This window comes from Rhodanobacter sp. A1T4, from assembly GCF_014207185.1.
In the GTDB taxonomy this organism is placed as follows: domain Bacteria; phylum Pseudomonadota; class Gammaproteobacteria; order Xanthomonadales; family Rhodanobacteraceae; genus Rhodanobacter.
Window position 1 is genome coordinate 81,367 of record NZ_JACHCP010000008.1, and the last position, 19,483, is coordinate 100,849.

Consider the following 19,483-nt stretch of genomic DNA (forward strand, 5'->3'; position numbering starts at 1 on the left):
GAATGAGCGTTGCATCTTGTCGAATTCATTCGCGGGGCATGCGGATTTGTGCATAGGCCATGGTCATGGCATGTTGCCATGGACGGCCAGATGCTGAGATCCGCGGCATCGCCAGTCGGTGGCTCCGGCAGCAAACGCAGAAAGCAGGTGTCTGGCGGATTTGCTAATCGTCGTCTTCATTGCCCAGATTCAGCTGGGAAGATGGCAGGCCGGTATAGGCACCCCAGTAATAAATGAGCAGGGCAATGAGGGTGACCATCAGGGAGTCCCATGGGTGTCCGATGATGCCTTTTCCACCAAACGTGCCGAGATAAGAGGCGACGATGATCAAGGCATAGAAAGCGATCAGCCACAGCGACGAATACACCTCTCTGGCAAGCAGCTTGCGGTCGGCGCGCGCGCCGAGCTTGCAAAGAATATAAATGACGAACATGCCGAGCTGCAGTCCGAGCAGCCATGACACGGTAGTCCATCCCGACCAGTAGACAATCAACGCCGCCACGATAAATGACAGCGGACCCAGTACGGCGAAACCATGCACGAGGAAAGGACGGGGCAGTCCGGGTGCGCTTCGACGCAGCGCGGCGACCGTGATTGGCGCGACCGCATAGCTCAGCACCAGCGCGGCGGAAACGACACTGATCAGCGCTTCCCATGAGGGGAACGGCAGCGTCCAGAAAATGGACAGTCCAAAGGTCAGCCATAGCGCCGGCCGCGGTATACCCGACTGGCTGTCAATCCGCGTAAACACCTTGAAAAATGAGCCGCTGCGCGCCCAGCCATAGATAACGCGCGGCGTGGCATTCATGTAGATATTGCCGGTACCACTGGGCGAGATCATGGCATCGGACACTACCAGCACAGCCAGCCAGCCGATGCCCAGCGCCAGAGCGATATCGTGATACGGCAACGAGAATTCCGTGCCGATGGCGTTCCAGCCGTGTGCGAGCATAGCGACGGGAATGCTGCCGAGAAAAGCGATCTGCAGCAGCACATAAATGACGGTAGAAAGCACTACCGAGAGAATCAGAGCGATGGGAATCGTGCGCTGCGGATCACGTACTTCGCTGGCCACCGAGATGATCGGCGTGAGTCCGAGGTAGGCGAAGATAATGCCGCCGGCGGAAACGGCGCCTTCCACACCGGCAAAGCCAAACGGTGCAAAGCCGTGCACCTGCATGTTGTGCGGCTGAAAGTGCGTCAGCAGCACAATGATCACCAGCAGCGGAACGATGAATTTGAAGATGCTGATGATGTTGTTCGCCTTGGCGAACGTCTTCACGCTGAAGTAGTTGAGCAGAAAGAACACTGTCAGCAGGACCAACTGCACGATCCAGCCAAACGGGGTTGGATCGCCGGTGCCGCTCTTGCTCAGCGAGGGAAACCAGGCGGCGGCATACTGGCGACAAGCCACAGTCTCGATCGCGATCAAGCTGGAAAACGCGATCAGCGTGATGAATCCCATCAACGAACCAAGCAAAGCCCCGTGCGAATATCCCGGATAACGCACCACGCCTCCGGCACGAGGTAACGCAGCGCCAAGCTCGCAATAGACCAGGCCGAGCAGCAGCACGGCAGCTCCACCGATCAGCCAGGAGACGATGCCTGCCGGTCCGGCGATGGCGGAAACATGACTGGCCGAAAACAGCCAGCCAGAACCGAAGATGGCGCCAAGGCCGATAAGGGTCAGGTCGATCAGGCTGAGTTGTTTCTGAAACTTTCCCTGGCGAGGCATTAGGTCATCCGAGTGATGCGTGAGTGTTGCCGGTCAGGGCGATGGCGTGGCGTAAGGCGACTTGCCACCGCTGGCGATGAACTGGTCAATGCGTTCATTGAGTACCGGTAGCGGCACCGAGCCTGTGGACAACACAGCGTCGTGAAACGCGCGAATGTCGAACTTCTGGCCCAGCGCCTTTTCGGCACGAGTGCGGTCGTCGCGTATTGCCATTTCACCCAGGTAATAGGACAGCGCCTGCGCCGGCCAGGCGATGTAGCGGTCCACTTCGGTTTCGATCTCGTGGTCGGCCAGTGCGGTGTTCTCGCGCAGATAATCCTGCGCCTGCTGGCGTGTCCAGTGCAGGTGATGCAAGCCGGTATCGACGACCAGACGCGCCGCGCGCCACGCCTGATAGCTGAGATAGCCGAATTGTTCGTACGGCGTGTGATAGATGCCCATCTCCTGACCGAGGTATTCACAGTAAAGCGCCCAGCCTTCGCCATAGGCCGAGATATAGCTGTAGCGGCGAAAGTCGGGAAGACCGGTCGTTTCTGCAGCGAGTGGCATCTGCAGGGCATGACCTGGCGAGGACTCGTGGAGGGTCAGGGCGGGCAGCGAATACAGTGGGCGCGAGGGCAGGTTGTAGGTATTGACCAGATAGATGCCCGGACCACCGCGACCACCCGTGTAAATCGGTGCCAGATCGGGCGGTACCGGTTCGATCGCAAAGCGACGTCGCGGCAGCCGGCCGATATAGTCGCCGACCTTGCCGTCCACCTGCTTGGCAATCCACGCCGCGTCCTTCAGCAGTTCGTCCGGGGTCTTGGCATAGAACTGCGGATCGGTACGCAGGAAATGCAGGAAGTCGGGGAAGCTGTCCTTGAAGCCGGTCTGCTTGATCGTATCGAGCATCTGCTGATGGATGATGGCCATCTGCTGCAGACCCAGCGCGTGAATAGCGTCGGGACTCATGTCCAGCGTGGTGTATTCGAGGATTTGCGCCCGATAGAACGCCTTGCCGTCAGGTAGATCCTCGGCTGCGATATCGGTGCGTGCGTGCGGGATGTACTCCTTTTGCATGAAAGTAAGCAGCTTGACGTAGGCAGGAATCACCTGACCGTTGATCGTTGCCAGTGCCTCGGCACGCAGCTTCGCCTGCTCGGCGGCGGGAATGGTCGCCGGCATCTGCTTGAAAGGAGTGTAGAAAAGATTCTTCTCGCCGGGTGCATCGACGATGTCGCTGATCGACTGGGTACGCCCCTGCAGAATGATTTTCGGCTGGCTGAATCCGCGTGCAAGGCCAAGTCGCATATTGGCGGTCTGCTCGCCGAAATAGCGCGGTATGTCACGCAGCTTGCCCAGATAATCCTCGTAGCTTTGCGCGTTGGTATAGGTGGCGCGCGCGGTAAAACCCAGATCGCTCCAGAAGCCGGAGTCGCTGTTGAAAGGCATTTGCCAGGTCTTGAAGCGCTGGTCGCTCAACAGCACCTGGATCTGCTGCTTGTAGACGGCGTAATTGACCTGATCCTCGTCGGACAGTTGGCTGCGGGGAATCGCGTCGAGCGTCTTGAGCACCGTGGCCCAGTAGTTTTCGCGCATCGCCTGCGTGGCGGCATCGACTTTGGGCAGGTGGCTTGCTGCCTGGGCCGGGCCGTCCTCGTCGTCGGCGCCGGCAAATTGCAGCTGACGCCATTGCCACTCGCTGGTATAGAGGTCATGGAAGCGCTTGCCTGCATTGTCTGCCTTGCTGCCCGCATGAGCGGCATCGGACGACGGGCCGATCGGTTGCACCGATGTTTCCACCATCGCCGCCATGGCCATGTTGCTGCCCAACAGGAGCTGCAGACCGAGGCCGCAGCAGATCAATTTCAATGGCATCAAGGTATCCGGGCGGTCATGGCATGGGTATTCGGCGATATGGTGTGGCTTCCATGCTCGCCGCCAGGTGGCGCGGCGTATAGAAAACATTGTTTCCGCACTATGCGGAATTGAGCATAGTTGTGATGCCGAAGATAGCTGAAGGCTAGCTGCGTCATCAGGGTGCTGCAAAGGGTTCGTCGATGGCGGGCGAAGGCGCGGTAAACCAGGACGCCCCGTTTTCGGTCACGTAAAAGTGATCCTCCAGCCGGATGCCGAACTCCCCGGGTACCACGATCATCGGCTCGTCGCTGCAACACATGCCAGGCGCGAGCGCGGTCTCGTTGCCACGCACCAGATACGGTGTTTCGTGGATGCTGAGCCCGCAGCCATGGCCGGTTCGATGAGGTAGGCCGGGCAGCCGATAATCCGGACCCAGACCCGCTGCCTCGAGTACTCGTCGTGCGGCGGCGTCCACATCGCCGCAAGCCACGCCCGGCCTTACCGCTTCGAAGGCAGCGCGCTGCGCCGCCTGTTCCAGTGACCAGATCTGCGCCTGCGCCACACTGGGTCGGCCGAAGATGTAGGTGCGCGTGATGTCCGATTGATACCCTTCCACACTGCAGCCGGTGTCGATCAACACCAGCTCGTTTTCTTTCAGCCGCTGCTCGCCGGGTATGCCGTGCGGATAAGCGGTTGCGTGACCGAATTGCACGATGCAAAAGGTCGAGCCGCCATCGGCGCCCAGCGCACGGTGGGCGTGGTCGATGAATCGCCGGATTTCATCGGTGCTGATGTCTTCATGCATCAGCCCGGCGGTCAGTCGATGTACTTGCAAGGTCATCGCCGTGGCCTGGCTCATCAGGGCCAGTTCGGCCGACGATTTTTGCATACGACAGCCATCCACGACCGGGCTGCCGTCAACCACCTCGCAACTGCCCACGACAGCACGCAACCGCTCGTAAATCAGAAACGATGCCGCGGGATCCAGCGCCAGACGGCGAATGCCATGCGCAGCGAGAAGGTCTGCCACACATTGCTGGGGATCGTCGTGCTCTTCCCATAGCCGTGTTTGTGCCGGGATCTTCAACGCGTGTCGCAGCGAGCCCTCCTCGAACGCGGGGCACAGTACAAACGGATCACCTTTCAGGGTCAGCAGCATGGCAACCAGGCGTTCGCTTGCACCCCACGATATGCCAGTGAAGTAACGCAGTGAATGACCGGCGGTAATCAGCAACGCCTCATCACCACGCAGGCGCATCAGTCGTCGCGCCTGCTCCAGGCGGTGCTGATATTCCTCTGCGCCAATGGGGGCCGCCCGCTGTGTCCAGGGGCTGAGTGTAGTCTCAGCCTCATCGAGGGTGAGGCCGCCAATCTGTCGACCTGCTGGCAGCACTGCGTTCATGCGTGGTCACCGATATCGCGCTCGGTCCAGCGACCATCGACCCGGCGCTGAACACTTGTCACGTTGCGATCGCGCAGTTCGATCGGCAGCAGCGTATCGGGGACGTTGTCGTAGCTGTGCAGGGCGGTGAAACGATGAATCGCCGCCGGCATGCCCACCGAGGTAAAGCCCGGGTGGCTGGTACTGGGGTACGGACCACCGTGATTCATCGCGGGACTGACCGCTACGCCGGTCGGCATCTTGTTGGCAATCAACCGACCGACCTTGCCTCGCAGAACAGGCGCGATGGCTGACCAGGCAAGGTCATCACTGCCGTTCGCGGCGCGGTAGAGCGTACCTGTGAGGTTACCTTCAAAAGCGCCGGCGACGCTCGCCATGACACTGCTGTCAGCAGCACGTACGAGCAGGCTGACCGGCCCAAAAGCCTCGGTCTGCAATACATCGGCGTGCGCGATAAATACGTTTGCATCAACACTGAGCAGAGTCGGTTGATGACGATAACCATCGCCATCGCCGATGTTTCCACCGGCCAGCAGTTCGGCGCCTGCCGTCAGCAGCACAGCAACCGTGCGACTGAGTGACTCTTGCACACCGCGGGAAAACAACGGCCTGGGCGTGGCGGTGGCGAAGTGCGTCGTTGCAGCGGCAACAAACGCATCGCCATTGCCCTGTGCCGGCACCACCACGACGCCGGGGTTGGTGCAGAACTGGCCGCTGCCCATCACGCATGAGGCGAAGAATTCCTGCGCCAGTGCTTCGCCGCGTTCGGCCAGCACGCCGGGTAGCAGGAACACCGGATTGATGCTGGAAAGCTCGGCATAGACCGGTATCCCGGCCTTGTCAGCCGCAGCTTTCAGCGCCAATCCACCAGCGCGGCTGCCGGTAAAGCCGATCGCGCCCAGTCGTGCATCGCCGGCCAGTGTCAATCCGAGTGCGTTGTCGAAGTGATAGAGCATTTGCACGGCTGCTGCAGGCAGACCGCTATCGATCAGCGCCTGGTACGCCAGCTGGGCCAGCCGCTGACTTGTTGCTGGATGGGACGGATGTGCCTTGGCGATTACCGGATTGCGTGCGGCGATGGCCGATGCGAAATCGCTGCCTGCGATGGCGTTGAAGGCGAACGGAAAATTGTTGGGGCCGAAAATCAGCACGGGTTTGCCGAGCGGCGCGCGGTGCGCACGCAGCCCGGCCTGGGTATCGATAACCGGATCTGTCCAACCGTAGTGATGTGCTGCGCTGGCCGCCTGACGAAGCTGGCCGCTGGTGCGCGGCAATTCCACCGAGCGCAGTCGTGGTTCGACCGGCAGGGCGGTTTCGGCATGTGCCAATGCGACCAGCGTGTCGGCGTCGGCGTCGATCGCTGCCGCGTACGCATCGAGAAAATTGGCAATGCGGTCAGCGGGCGACGCGGCCAGTTCATCCGCAACGGCCTGCGCTGATGCGATGGTCGATTCGATATCTTCCGCACCGCTGACGGGAAAGCTCGGCCCGATGGCCGTGGCGCGCGTCGGATCTTCGGCCCGGAAACTGCCCTGCGGATCGAGCGATGCGCGCCAGCAACCGCCGACCAGCACATTTTCCGATGCACTCATTTCAGAGGCTCGGCTTGGTGGCAATGGCGTGATCGATCACCTTGAGTGCCGCTTCGCGCTCGGCACCGGCGACGGGCAGGCGCGGTGCGCGCACCGTTTCGCTGCCGGTTCCGGTTTTCTCCTGCACCAGTTTGATCAGCTGTACAAAAGTCGGCACCGTGTCCAGACGCAGCAGCGGCAAAAACCACGCATATAGCGACTCGGCGGCCTTTGCACCGCCGCTTTGGGCCAGTTCGAACAGCTTCACCGACTCAAAGGGATACGCATTGACCAGGCCTGCGACCCAGCCGACCGCGCCCATGCTGACGCCTTCGACGATGGCGTCGTCCATACCGACCAGCAACTGTAGCCGATCGCCGAGCAGCGAACGGATCGCGGCAAAGCGGCGGACGTCGCCGGAGGATTCCTTCACTGCCTGCAGGTTCGGAAATTCAGCAGCCAGTTCGGCCATTTGCGCCGGCGTGAAGTCGGTCTTGTAGGCGACCGGATTGTTGTAAAGCATGCAGGGCAGATCGGTAGCGCCGATCACGGCTTTTACGTGCGCACCCATCTCGCGCCAATCGGTGGAGTACACGTACGGCGGCAGCACCATCAGTCCGCCGCAGCCGAGGGCCTTGGCTTCCTTGGCCAACTTGACGGCTTCGTCGGTGGACAGCGAAGCGATGCCGGGAATCACCGGCGCGCGGCCAGTGAGTACCTTGACCAGCGTTTTCAGGATAGCCAGCTTCTCTTCAAAGCTCAGCGTGGCTGCCTCGCCCAGCGAGCCCAGTGGCACAATGCCTTTACAGCCTGCGTCGATCAGCTGTCGGGCATGGCTGGCCAGGAACGCGTGGTCGATTGTGCCGTCAGCGTGGAAGGGGGTGGTGATGGCAGGCAGTACGCCGTGCCAGAGGGAATTGCTCATGGGTAAATCCTCAAGGTTTATTGATGGAAGAAAGATTTGTGCCGGCCAAGGTAGACAGCCGGGCAGGGAAAAGCGGCGGTCGTTGTCCGCTGCGTGGAAAACGTCCGAGCTCAGCCAGCGCACTGCCACAGATACGGCCTTGGCAGGCGCCCATGCCGCAGCGGGTGGCGAGCTTGGCGCTGCGCGCATCCATATAGCCATCCAAAGCAGAGAGTGAAACGTCCTCGCAACGACAGACAAGAGTGTCCGGTTGTGCCAGGGCATGCACTCTTGGATCGAGTGCAAAGCACTGGTTCAGGGCGTCGGCAAAATGGCGGGCGTGCTGTCGTGACTGAAGCAGGCGATCGGCATCGGCCGTCTTGCCAGCTGCCGCATGCCCGGCGATGGCGCCCTCGATGCGTGCCGTGTCGCGTCCACCGATGCCGCACAACTCACCGGCCGCATAAATGCCATCGACGCTGGTGCGTTGGTATCGATCGGTATCGACATAGGCATGGGCACCTTGCAGTTGCAGGGTGCAGCCGAGCGACTGAGCGAGTTCTACATTCGCCAGCAAGCCGTAGCCGACCGCGAGCTGATCGCAGGCAATATGTTCGATTCCGCGTGGGCCATCCACATCGACAGCATGCAGTTCGGTTTCGCCGTGAGCGCGACGTACGACGCTGCCACAGCGATAGGGCACACCGGCAAGCTGGGCTCGTAAACCCATGGCTTGAACTGCCTTGGCCGGCCAGCGCCACAGGCTTCGTGCAAAGCGCTGGATATTTTCAGTGGAGGATTGTTCGTAGATGCCGAGTACGTGGGCGCCATGCCGTTTTGCCGTCGCCGCGGCCGCCAGCAAAAGCGGGCCGCTGCCGGCGATTACGACGCGCCGTCCGGCCAGCGGCCAGCCTTGCTTGGCCAGCGCCTGCAATCCACCGGCACCGGTTATTCCAGGCAGCGTCCAGCCGGGAAACGGCAACAACAATTCACGTGCGCCAGTCGCCAAAACGAGAGTCTGGTAGTGCAATCGCCGCGCACGTCGGGGATCTTCCACCAGCAAACCGCCATCTTCGACGGTCACCACGCGCGTCTGCGCCAGCCAATCGATCGCAGGATGATCGAGCGTCCTGCCGATGCTTCGCCGAGCCAGCGCAGGCGAAGCATGCTGCACATCCTGACGCCAGACCTGGCCACCGGCGGTCATCTGTTCATCGATCAGGCCCACGCGTGCACCATGACTGGCAGCAGCATGCGCGGCAGCAAGACCCGCGGGTCCGGCACCGACGACCAGCACGTCATAGCGATCAGTCATCGCACGATACCTGCATGCCTTCGCGTACCGGCACCATGCATGCACGCCGCTGGCCAATGCCATCAATCGCGACGCGACATTCGAAGCACACGCCCATGCCGCAGAACGCAGCGCGCGGTTGTCCCGTCGTCGATCGGCGAAAAATCAACGAGTGTTGAGCGATGGCCGCGGCCACGCTGGTGCCAGCTCGTGCCTCGACCGTACAGCCGTTGATCTGGAGACGTATCAGCGGCGCATTCATGCAGCCACCCGCATCGGGTCATACGGACGTGGGTCGATCGCTGTGGCGCGTCCGAGCAGCTGATCGATCAGTATGCGCGCGCTTCCCAGCGAAGTGGTGACACCGAGGCCTTCGTGGCCGGCTGCCACCCATACGTTGGCGTGTTGCGGAGCTCTTCCCAGGTAAGGCAGGCCGTCCACACTGACTGGACGAAAACCGGTCCAGATGCGAATGGCATCAAGTTCGCTCAAACCGGGAAGGAACTGGAGAGTGCGCGCCAGCATGCGTCGCACCATCGTCATCGAGATATCCGCGGTCTCGCTGCCGTACTCACGGGATGATCCAATAAGAATCTGCCCGGTCGGCCGTGGTTGCACATTGAAGGCCACGCTGCTGTCGTCGCTGCCGTGCGCGCTGTCGGCATAACCCAGTTCAAGCAGCTGGTGATGCACGAGACCAGGATGGCGATCGGTGATCACCAAGTGACCCTTGCGGCTGCGCATCGGCAACTGCGGCAGTAGCTGCGGCAGTGCGCAGCCGGTGGCTATCAACACGTTGCCGCTGAGCTGTGTGTTATCGCTCAGACGCACGCCGCCGCTGTTCAATTGATGAGCGCGCTGGCGGTAAAGTTGGGCGCCGCGTGCCATCGCCTGACCGATGAGGTATTGCGCTACACCGGGTGGATACACCACCGCTTCGCCCGGCACCCGCATGCCGCCCGCGAGGCCCGCGGCGAGCGCAGGCTCCAGCCGATAGAGTTGCTCGGCGTCGACTTGTTCGGCGTGCACACCCGCAGCGGCCAGGCGTGCCAGTTTGTCCGGAATGCGCGCGTAGTCAGCCTGATTACTGGCAATCCACAACGTACCGCAGCGGCTGTACTCGGCCTGTGGCAGATCGACGAAGGCTTCCCATAAACCCAGTGAATAATGTGCCAGTGCCAGTTCGGCCGGGTCGTCGTCCATCGCGACCAGATGGCCCATGGCGGCGGCGGTTGCACCACCACCGATCGGACCCGGTTCAACGATCGCCACGCGCAGGCCTTCGGCGCTGGCGTAGTCGGCACAGGCAGCGCCGACGATACCTGCACCGACGATGATCAGGTCATGACTTTTCACGTAGCGCCGATGCCCCAGACCAGCGGATCGGCCTCGTCGAGCAGCAGCTGGCCTTGTGCGGTGACGTGCGCACTGCCGGTAATCCTTGGCAGCACCCCCTGTGAGCCTGGTGTGTACTGCGCTTCAAAGACACTGCCCAGGATGCCGGCTTGACGCCAGACGCGCCCCGGTTCCAGCTTGCCGTCGGCGGCCAGGCAAGCCACTTTGGCGCTGGTGCCGGTGCCGCATGGCGAACGGTCGTAAGCCATGCCCGGGCACAGCACAAAATTGCTTGCATCGGCATCGTCCTGTGTGGACGCCGCATTGATCTCGATGTGGTCGATCTCGGCGCCGAGCGCACCGGTGATACCGGCTTGCTCGAGTGCGTCGCGAACCGCTTCGGTATAGGTGGTCAATCCACGCTGATGGGTCAGCGTCAATGGCAGCGGCGTGTCATTGGTAATGAAAAACCAGTTACCGCCCCAGGCGACGTCGCCGCGGACAATGCCATAACCGGGTACGTCCAGTGCGACGTCCTTGGCATGACGATAGCTTTCGACATTGTCGACAGCCACGCGCCCATCCGGATACAGCTCAACGCCCACCATGCCTACCGGTGTTTCGAGAAGATGCTTTCCGGGAGTGATGCGCTCCAGATGACGAAGTGTCTGGATCAGACCGATCGTACCGTGGCCGCACATGCCCAAGTAGCCGACGTTATTGAAAAAGATGACGCCGGCACAGGCGCTGGAATCCTGGGGAGGCAGCAACAAGGCGCCCACCATGGTGTCCGAACCGCGGGGTTCGCAAGCGATCGCCTGGCGCCACAGATCATAGTTTTCGCGAAACAGGCTGCGTCGCTCGGCCAAAGTGCCGTTGCCAAGATCAGGAAAGCCGGCAATCACTACACGAGTGGGTTCGCCGCCGGTGTGCGAGTCAATGAATTCGATGGTTTGCATGTCGCCATGCTCGCCTTCGGGAGCATAGGGCGTCTAGAAAGCCTTGTTGGTATTGAGTGCGGAATTCAGCATAGTCTTGATGTCGCCAGCGTGGTCAGTGATAAGCGAAAAAGCTTGCGGTTTGTCGTGTAAAACCATCTATTATGGGGCGTGCCAGGATCCGGCCCCATGGCGTATCCCTTTTGGCCTGGTTGTGGAGCGCTCGAATCGTATGAAGATTTCAGCCGATGAAATAGAACCGCTTTTCGATGCGTTACCGGACGTTGTGTTTTTTGTAAAAGACGTCGCCGGTCGTTACACGCATGCCAACCTGACCCTGGTCAGGCGACTGGGTCTCAAGCGCCGTGATCAAGTGATCGGCAAGAGCGTGACCGAGCTTTTCCCTTCGACAATGGGCGGCTCATACGCAGCCCAGGACAAGCGCGTTCTCGGCGGCGAACTCATCGAAAATCAGCTGGAGGTTCATATTTTCAGCAACCGTGCGCCGGGCTGGTGTCTGACCTGCAAGCGTCCGCTCATCGTGCGCGACGAAGTGCGTGGCGTCATCGGCATTTCGCGAGATCTGGGACAGCCTGATGGCCGGCACCCGACTTACGATCGTCTGCGTCGCGTACTGAACTACATGAATGAACACTACGCGGAAAGTCTGCGAGTGCGGGCGTTGGCCGAACTGGCAGCGCTTTCGATTGCTCAGCTGGAGCGACACTTTCGGCGGGTATTTCAACTGACTCCGCAGCAGGTGCTCACCAAGATACGCATTGAGGCGGCGATGCGCTCTCTTCAGGGCAACGACAGTGTCGCTTCGATCGGCCTGTCTTGCGGATTTGTCGACCAAAGCGCTTTTGCCCGCCAGTTCAAGGCGACCGTGGGCATGACGCCGCGCGACTATCGCACCATGGCCTCGGCGCCTGTTGAGAAAGAGGATCGAACGACAACGGTATCCTCAGCCAAACCTTGAAGATTGATGGCTGATCTTTGCATCAGTCGCCTAAATGACATGCATTGCTCGACCCAACGCAGATAGTCTTACGCTTGTCGGAGCTGGCGCCGCTGCTTGGCGCTCAGGGCGTATAGACATCAACGTACTCGTGTACCGGCATTTTTTCGAGCGTGGCCCGGTCGAGTGAAACATTAAGAATGGTTTGCTGGTCGACCATCATCCAAAGGACATGCTGGCAACCTTGCCGGCAGCATCAAGTCCGATGGCGAATTTCAGCATGCTACCTGGGCCAAACTGGATGACGTAATCGAACCATTTGAGGTTTGCTGCCGACCTTTGGCCCTTGAAGACGAACTTGCTCGGATGGCCATATGGCGCAAATTCACCCGCCAATCGTTTCGCAAGACCCGCCTTCATTTTTCCATTCAACCTGGCGGTCAGATTCGCAGAGATTTCGACTCCCTTTTGCAGCTGTGCAAAGACTGCCTTTGCGCTAGCTGTCACTGCGGCATCTTCACCCGGGCTCGCAAGCGCTGCCGTTGCGGCTATATCGGGGTACAGATCGTTGAAGATTGCCGTGGTGATCATCTCGCCCGGCTCCGGATTATCGCCGTTGTTGGTGAATGCGATGATCTGAACTTGCTGCTTCAGAAAATATTCGTTCGCCGTCGTGAAACCGAACGATCCGCCGGTGTGTCCGACGCGTGGTTGCTCGTTGATGGAATCGACGAACAAGCCCAAGCCGTAGCCTGCGTCTCCTTGCTTAGTTGTTTGGACCGATGTGCTCATTAACGCGTAGTCGGCGGGCGTCACGATCCTGCCGTTCATCAGTGCGTCGTTCCATTTTTCGAGATCGCCCACGGTCGATACAAGAAACCCCGCCGACCATCCGAATGTTTCGCTGATCGTCGGTGCACGCCCGACCACCTCGTTCTCATGTCGGTAGCCGATCGCCATGTTCGGCAAATGTGCCTCGTCACTCGTGGTGAAGGTGTGCTTCATGCCGGCAGGTTTCAGCAGATGAGTTTGCACATAGTCGCGATAGGACTCATGCGAAATGATCTCAATGATGCGGCCCAGCAAAATGTAGCCCGTGTTGGAGTACGACCACCGGCTGCCCGGCGCGAAGTCGAGCGGCTTGCCCGCGATGCGCGCCATGAGCTGGTCGAACGTGGCCGGATTGCTGGCAACCTGCTCGATATTGGGACCATCGAGATACTCTGGCAGACCGCTGGTATGCGAGAGCATTTGCCGGAGCGTGACTTCATTGGCATGCGGCGCGTCAGGCAGGTAGGTCGCCAGTTTGTCGTCGATGTGCAGTTTGCCGGCCTCCTGCAACTGCAAGATAGCTGCAGCAGTGAATTGCTTGGTAATCGAACCGATTTCAAAATAGGTGTCTACCTTTACCGGCAGGCGCTGTTCGCGATCGCGCAAACCATAGGCTTTGCTGTAGATGATGCGACCGTGCTCAGCAATGGCTATCGAGGCGCCTGGTGTGCTGGTGCGTTGAAGTATGGTTTCGACATCGGCATTGATCCGCTTTGCTTGCTCAGGCCACACCGTATCGGTAGCGGCGATAGCCATGGAGGCGGAAAGAAAGGAAACAGCGAAAGCGATACGTATCATCTGACGGTTCCGGTTGGGAATGGAATGACTCGAGGGAGAAACGCGTTCGGCCTGTGGAGCAAGATGCGTACCAGTAAAGATCCATGGGTCATTCCTTTCACAGCGGCGATTTACCTCCAAGGCTTCGTCTACGAAAGATTGTCCGCGGACATAGGGCGCGGACGATCGGACAATAGCTTGGCGTCATCACTCGAGTGCCCCAAAGTATTCGCCTGCTAAGCGATGTTCCAAACTGAGAACTGGGAACGACAATGCATCGCCTCTACACATCACTGACCTTCACCTGCAACAATCCCGGAGTGAAATAGTTAATTGACTGCATCCGTCAGCCAACGATTTGGAACCTGATATGAGCGAGATCGACGACATCAAGCGCCGGCGCTTCCTGAAGATGACGGCAGGATCGGCTGGCGGGCTGGCGGCGTTATCGATCTGGCCAGGTCTTATCGAAAAGGCCCTCGCGATCGAGCCTAACAATCCCACCGGCAATGCCAGCCTGGCGGATATCGAACACGTCATCGTTTTCATGCAGGAAAATCGCTCGTTTGATCACTATTTCGGCATGCTCCCCGGTGTGCGTGGCTACGGTGATCCCCGGCCGACACCGATGCCGAGCGGAAACTATGTGTGGTATCAGCCGGAGGGACTGAATCCGAATTCAAGAGGATTCAGCGCGAGTGTCCCCTATGCCGACTGGACCACGCCGGCTGGTTGGTACAACACCGATCGAGCGGCGCAATCGTCTAGCTATGTTCTGCCGTTCCGGCTCAATCAGCCCGGGAATGTGCAGTTCCAGTACATGACGGATTTGAACCATAGCTGGAAGGCATCCCAGGATACGTGGCGCAACTGGGACACCTGGGTACCCTTGAAGAGCAGGCAATCGATGGGCTGCCTGAACTCGGATGACTTGCCGTTCTATTACCAGTTGGCAAATGCCTTCACCGTATGTGATGCCTACCATTGTTCGATCTTTTCGGCGACGGACCCCAACCGGTTCTGCCTCTGGTCGGGTACCGTCCCGCCGCCGATGAATTTCCCCGACAACTACGGCAGCTGCGGTTACGTCTCCGATATTCAGTGCGATATCAATACCGACATCACGCCAGCGATGTATGGACAATCGCCGCAGGCGAAGAGTGCCGCCGTTGCTGCCGGTATTGCCGACTGGAAGACCTATGCAGAAACGCTGACGGACAACAGCATCACCTGGAAGATCTATCAGGAATACGACAACTACGGCGACAACTATCTGCAGTACTTCAAGAACTTTCGGATCGACAACAGTGGCACGCCGATCGACAAGTCGAGTGATCCGTATTTCCAGTCGCTGTATCAGCGAGGACGCGTTTTTGCCGCCGCTTCGGGCAAGACGGGCGATGCCATCATCGCCGAATTCGCCAAGGACGTTGCCGCAGGCATGGAGCCGGACAACCCTGCACTTGGCACGGTCAAATCCGGACTTCCGCGTGTTTCATGGATCGTGGCCCCTTACCAATTCTGTGAACACCCGAGTGCATCACCGGGTGACGGCGAAGCCTTCACCGCTCGGCTGCTCAACGTACTGGTCAACGATCATCCGGAAGTTTTCCAGAAAACCGTCTTCCTGTTGATGTACGACGAGAACGACGGTTATTTCGATCATGTGCCGGCGCCTATTCCCGCCATCAGCGCACATTACGGAGCGATGACGCTGGCCGATGCCGGCGCAGCGGAGAACTATGCGTCGGTCCCGGTTGGGCTGGGTCCACGGGTGCCTATGTTGATCGTCTCTCCGTGGACAGTGGGCGGGAAGGTGTACTCACAACTTTGCGATCACACGTCCGTACTGCAGTTTCTGGAGCAGTGGTCGATCGCAAAAGGGCTCGGAACGGAAGACGCTGCACACGGAAGCACTCGCTGCCCAGGCATTTCGAACTGGCGCAGGTCGGTCTGCGGTGACCTGACCGAAGCGTTTGACTTCATGCGAACGCCCGCAAAGCCGATCAACACGGTCACGACGTTCAAGAACGGCACGACTCAAGCTGCCGTGCCCAATCCCCAAGTGTTTCCGATACAAACGCCGCTGACACGACTGGCGTGCCGGTTAGGCTATGCCTTTTCTGCCATTAGCCAGGTAGACAAAGAGAGTCTTACGCTTTTCTTCGCCAACACGGGAAATGTCGGCGTTGCCTTGGTCGCCTATTCGAAACCGATGTCGGGCAATCAGGAGCCATTCCATTACACGATCGAGGCGGGCAAGTCATTGCTGGCGAAGCCGCCGATGTCTATCGGGGACGATGGTTTGTACGACTGGGCCGTTTACGGTCCCAACGGTTTCTTGCGTGAGTTCCGCGGTGATGTGAATACGATCGTGCCGTCCGGGCGGGCACCGGAAGTCACCACATCGCATCATGCCTTGCACGGCAATATTCTTATCAAGCTGGACAATCGAGCCAGTTCGAGTGCCAGCGTCTTTCAGCTGACGGACAACGCGTACTACGAGAACGACCCGATCCAGCTTCGGGTTGATGCAAGGTGCGAGCGAACGATCGAATGGCGGGGGTGCTCTGGCTGGTATGACGTCAGTATTCGGCTGGCAGGCGACGCGGTCTATTTCAGACGTGCTGCCGGATGTGTACAGCAGTTGTTGCGCAGCCTGACGACCGACCCGGCGATCGGTAATAGCCAAATGTTCGGGGCGTTGTTCTCGATTCAAGGCGATGCCTACAGCACGCTACGGTTCGACTATGCCGTTCCACCTTGGCACCATCGGCCGAAGAACTGGCTCGGCGTATATCCGGCAGGCGCTGAACCTACGAAGGCGAACCTGTTGCAGTGGGTCTACGCGCCACGCGGGGTAGGTTCGGTGATGTTGTCTGCATCGGGTAGCGCGCCATTGCAGCCCGGTCGATACGATGTCTGGTATTTCTTTGATGATGGATACACGACTCTCGGGACAAAACCAGTATCGCTCAGGATTCGAGAGTCTGTTCACGATCTCGCGTAGATCTTCGACGATGGTTGGACGGGGCAGGGGTTCTGCCTCGATCGATCTCTTGGTAGATTTCAGAGCCTGTTTACGATCTCCAACGGGCTTTTAGGGAAGTCATCGCGGCGAAAATATGCTGCTCACGCTAAGACAACGACCTTGTACCGGGTGTTGAAGAATTCAAACTGGATTGGGGCTTGCAACATGCCTTTGCGAGTTCAGTGTCCGCCAAGTCCAACGCATCATCAATGCCGAAGTGCCGATATTGACAATGACTTCCCCTGGCCAGATATCTCCGTAAACGAAGTTCCCGAGGTTGCATAGCGCAGCGATCATGCCCAAGGCGTTAACGCTTCCGCCGGTGGCGATCAGGGCGCAGAAGATGCGGACCAAACGAGACATGCGTCGTCCGGTCAGTATCCACAATCCGCAGGCGGTCATGATCAAGCTGCAGCCGAGATTTACGATCATCAGTGTCATGGTTATTTCCTCTCTTCAGTGCCAGCGATACGGTCGATGATGCGGTTGGCCAGGGCTTCGCCGCGGCTATCGATGAGCTTCTGCGCTAGCTCGGCGAGCTTCAGTCCGAAACAGCCGATAAAAAACGAAATGCCGGCGTTGACCTCTGGTGGAGAGGTCGAAAAGAAGTGCCGTTCCAGGGCTGGTGCAAGGAACGTTGCCATCAGGGCGCCACAGCTCACTTGAGCAAGTGCTCGCCCTCGCGATGATGCCCCGTTGCTGAGTGCAACGGGCAGAAAAGCTCCGCCGACACCGGCGAGTAGAAGCCAAAATTGCGTGAGGAGGCTTGAGTCCATGACACATCTCCGATCAATGTGAAGCCTGGGTGGACGTCAAGTTGCCGGTCCATGCAGTCTTCTTGTTTTTTAGCGACAGGGAAAGGGTGATCGCCGATGGGGCACTCACGAGTAGTTCGCCGGGATAAAGCCCCTGACAGAATTGACCACCATTGACCGAGGGCTTGAACGTGTAGTGGCTGCCGTCTTTATCCGCCTCGAGAAAGCTGGCATCGATGGCGCAGTTGAATGGTTCATCGAAATGCAAGCTGGCGAGCTTCGGGTTGAAGCTCGCGTCGACATGCACGCGAGCTGTGTCGGAACGTATAACGCCATCCCACGTGCCGGCCGGCGCCGGTGCTTGTTGCGATAACACGTTGCCGCAGACGCAAAGCAGCAGAGCGGCGACGATGGCATGGGACTTTCGATTGAAACGGAACATGGGAATCTCCTGGTGTGTTGGCTAGTGGTGGATAAAGGCCATAAGCAAGGCAGTTAAGACGACGAGTACGACAATCAGGCTGACTAACAGAGCTACCTTTGACCAATGGAAGGAGGGCTTTTGCAACTGAAGCCCGGCACCAAGGCATTCGACCAAGGCAGCTTCAAACGCTGGGGAGAGACTCAAATGTTTGAGGCGTTGCATGGCTCAGTCTCCAGTGGCTCGTGCAATGGCCGACATTCTGAGAAACTGTCCATCGATTTCTACCCGCGGCTGCCATCCATTCGCAGACAGATACGAGATGCGCACATGATGCTGCGGCCTGCGCAACAGCCAGATAAAGCGAGGTCTGTCCAGCGACATGGTTAGCTCGCGTACCGTCTGGCCGCGTCGCTTGCGAAAATGTATGGTGCAGTCGAACTCGATCGACATCATCGCGATGCTCGGGATACGCCGGTCGCGGAAAAGGTTTAGCGGTATCGTGATAGGTGAGCAAGGCGCGTTGGCAGCGGGACTTTCGGGTATGTCTACACGTAAGACATGCTCGCTCGAGTCCGGCAGTTTTCCGGTCGCTGCAAAGAGCGCTTCGCGACGCCGGCGGATAGCTGCATTGGCGCCGATAACCGCGTCTTGCACGGCATAGAGCAGCGTGTCGAACGTACATGTCGTCATGGCGTGCCCTCAGTCTCTTGTAACCAGATGGGCTTGCGTGGAAAGCCGACGTGATAGCAGAGCCATTGCAAGACGACCTGGTGTTCGCCGATCTGCAGGATCGTGAAGCTCTTTTCGATACCGACAATGGTTCCCTTCGGCGTATCGGTGAAACAGCGGTTGAGTAGCGCACGTGCTTCCTCGACCTGGGCCTCGGAGCGCATCTGGTTCGGGTTGTCGCTGCCTACTACGACACGCTTGATGTATTTGACGTCGCTGAGATCGAACATGGGGTGATCCAGGTTAGGATGAATGCGCGGCGTCGTTTCGACGCCGCGCATCAAAGGCAGAGATCTCAGGCCACAGCAACTGGGGCACTGATGCGACGCGGTACGCATGCGGTCTGGAGAATGTCCATGACGCGAGCCAGGCCTTCCGGCATGCCCTTGTCCTCGGCATGCACGGCCACGTGATACTTGGCTGAGTTGTCCGAGGTGCGCGTGTTCTCCTTGTGCGTAGCCACCGAACCAGACACGTGCACCTTGGCGGAGAATATGCCCCAGCCAATCGACATGTCAGCCGAGAACTCACCCTTCTTGTCTTCCGACTCGACTTGCGAGAACGACGACTTCACATCCATATCGAAGGTGACATCGACAGTGGTGATGCTCAGGTTCGGCACCTTCACGATGGCCAGCAATGGCACTTCGAGTTCGACCTCTTCTTCGGCAATGCCACCGGCGCCAGGCGTTGGATTGTCGACAGGACGTTTGAACTTGAAAGTTGCCGTGCGGGTACCGCCGACAGCGTTCGGATCGGTACTGCCTGCCGCGGGTGGCAGAAAGCCGATGACCTTAATGAAGTCGGCGGTGGCCTGGGCCAGTTTGACTTGCGCTTCGCAGGCAGCACTCAACGGCCCTCCGATGAGATCACCCATCGGCAGACCCTTGAACTGACTGGACATGTTGACGAGTTCGTCAGCCATGATATTTACTCCCTATTACAAGTTGATATGGC

At 59.2% G+C, this 19,483-nt stretch carries 19 protein-coding genes; 2 read left to right on the forward strand and 17 right to left on the reverse strand.

Translation table 11 applies throughout. The features are described from left to right. Window positions 1–163 precede the first annotated feature (163 nt). From HDE80_RS16520 to HDE80_RS16560, 9 genes are all read right to left on the reverse strand, one after another. On the reverse strand, window positions 164–1,735 hold the full coding sequence (locus tag HDE80_RS16520) for an APC family permease (protein WP_184672731.1): 1,572 nt from the start codon (window positions 1,733–1,735) through the stop codon (window positions 164–166). A 33-nt stretch (window positions 1,736–1,768) separates the two neighbouring features. Further along, complete coding sequence (locus HDE80_RS16525; protein ID WP_255483890.1) at window positions 1,769–3,532, reverse strand: DUF885 family protein; 1,764 nt, start codon at window positions 3,530–3,532, stop codon at window positions 1,769–1,771. A gap of 220 nt (window positions 3,533–3,752) precedes the next feature. Further along, window positions 3,753–4,979: a Xaa-Pro peptidase family protein gene (locus HDE80_RS16530; protein WP_184672732.1), complete on the reverse strand. Its 1,227-nt coding sequence runs from the start codon at window positions 4,977–4,979 to the stop codon at window positions 3,753–3,755. Further along, complete coding sequence (locus HDE80_RS16535; RefSeq protein WP_184672734.1) at window positions 4,976–6,571, reverse strand: aldehyde dehydrogenase family protein; 1,596 nt, start codon at window positions 6,569–6,571, stop codon at window positions 4,976–4,978. The genes HDE80_RS16530 and HDE80_RS16535 overlap by 4 nt, the downstream gene beginning before the upstream one ends. Window position 6,572: 1 nt before the next feature. Then, a complete protein-coding gene (locus HDE80_RS16540) occupies window positions 6,573–7,475 on the reverse strand; it encodes a dihydrodipicolinate synthase family protein (RefSeq protein ID WP_184672736.1) in 903 nt (300 codons plus the stop codon). Between the two features lie 10 nt (window positions 7,476–7,485). Then, a complete protein-coding gene (locus HDE80_RS16545; RefSeq protein WP_184672738.1) occupies window positions 7,486–8,769 on the reverse strand; it encodes an FAD/NAD(P)-binding oxidoreductase in 1,284 nt (427 codons plus the stop codon). Then, on the reverse strand, window positions 8,762–9,010 hold the full coding sequence (locus tag HDE80_RS16550; protein ID WP_184604252.1) for a (2Fe-2S)-binding protein: 249 nt from the start codon (window positions 9,008–9,010) through the stop codon (window positions 8,762–8,764). Before HDE80_RS16550 ends, HDE80_RS16545 begins: the two co-directional genes overlap by 8 nt. Next, window positions 9,007–10,122: an FAD-dependent oxidoreductase gene (locus tag HDE80_RS16555; protein ID WP_221437681.1), complete on the reverse strand. Its 1,116-nt coding sequence runs from the start codon at window positions 10,120–10,122 to the stop codon at window positions 9,007–9,009. The genes HDE80_RS16550 and HDE80_RS16555 overlap by 4 nt, the downstream gene beginning before the upstream one ends. Next, a complete protein-coding gene (locus tag HDE80_RS16560) occupies window positions 10,101–11,042 on the reverse strand; it encodes a 4-hydroxyproline epimerase (protein ID WP_184672742.1) in 942 nt (313 codons plus the stop codon). The genes HDE80_RS16555 and HDE80_RS16560 overlap by 22 nt, the downstream gene beginning before the upstream one ends. 211 nt (window positions 11,043–11,253) lie before the next feature. Here HDE80_RS16560 and HDE80_RS16565 point away from each other — a divergent pair, with 211 nt between their 5' ends. Further along, window positions 11,254–12,000: an AraC family transcriptional regulator gene (locus HDE80_RS16565; protein ID WP_184672958.1), complete on the forward strand. Its 747-nt coding sequence runs from the start codon at window positions 11,254–11,256 to the stop codon at window positions 11,998–12,000. A gap of 198 nt (window positions 12,001–12,198) precedes the next feature. Here HDE80_RS16565 and HDE80_RS16570 read toward each other — a convergent pair whose 3' ends face one another. Further along, window positions 12,199–13,608 (reverse strand): serine hydrolase domain-containing protein, encoded by a 1,410-nt coding sequence (locus tag HDE80_RS16570; RefSeq protein WP_184672744.1) that lies wholly within the window; start codon window positions 13,606–13,608, stop codon window positions 12,199–12,201. A 349-nt stretch (window positions 13,609–13,957) separates the two neighbouring features. On the opposite strand from HDE80_RS16570, the gene HDE80_RS16575 reads away from it, so the two are divergent. Beyond that, a complete protein-coding gene (locus HDE80_RS16575) occupies window positions 13,958–16,597 on the forward strand; it encodes a phospholipase C, phosphocholine-specific (RefSeq protein ID WP_184672746.1) in 2,640 nt (879 codons plus the stop codon). A gap of 162 nt (window positions 16,598–16,759) precedes the next feature. Here the strand turns inward: HDE80_RS16575 and HDE80_RS16580 are convergent, their stop codons facing one another. The 7 genes from HDE80_RS16580 to HDE80_RS16610 form a co-directional block, all read right to left on the reverse strand. Next, window positions 16,760–17,059, reverse strand: a complete 300-nt coding sequence (locus tag HDE80_RS16580) for a hypothetical protein (protein WP_184672748.1) — start codon at window positions 17,057–17,059, stop codon at window positions 16,760–16,762. 2 nt (window positions 17,060–17,061) lie between these two features. Continuing rightward, entirely contained in the window at window positions 17,062–17,394 is a 333-nt protein-coding gene (locus HDE80_RS16585; RefSeq protein ID WP_184604263.1) for a hypothetical protein, read from the reverse strand. Between the two features lie 13 nt (window positions 17,395–17,407). Then, window positions 17,408–17,815, reverse strand: coding sequence for a hypothetical protein (locus tag HDE80_RS16590; protein WP_184672750.1), 408 nt, complete (start codon window positions 17,813–17,815; stop codon window positions 17,408–17,410). A 21-nt stretch (window positions 17,816–17,836) separates the two neighbouring features. Beyond that, window positions 17,837–18,019: a hypothetical protein gene (locus HDE80_RS16595; protein WP_184672752.1), complete on the reverse strand. Its 183-nt coding sequence runs from the start codon at window positions 18,017–18,019 to the stop codon at window positions 17,837–17,839. Window positions 18,020–18,022: 3 nt separating this feature from the next. After that, window positions 18,023–18,487 carry a hypothetical protein gene (locus HDE80_RS16600; protein ID WP_184672754.1) on the reverse strand — a complete coding sequence of 155 codons (465 nt, stop codon included), beginning with the start codon at window positions 18,485–18,487 and terminating at the stop codon, window positions 18,023–18,025. Next, on the reverse strand, window positions 18,484–18,756 hold the full coding sequence (locus tag HDE80_RS16605; protein ID WP_184672756.1) for a hypothetical protein: 273 nt from the start codon (window positions 18,754–18,756) through the stop codon (window positions 18,484–18,486). The genes HDE80_RS16600 and HDE80_RS16605 overlap by 4 nt, the downstream gene beginning before the upstream one ends. A 65-nt stretch (window positions 18,757–18,821) precedes the next feature. Continuing rightward, a complete protein-coding gene (locus HDE80_RS16610; protein ID WP_184672758.1) occupies window positions 18,822–19,451 on the reverse strand; it encodes a DUF2589 domain-containing protein in 630 nt (209 codons plus the stop codon). Window positions 19,452–19,483 lie beyond the last annotated feature (32 nt).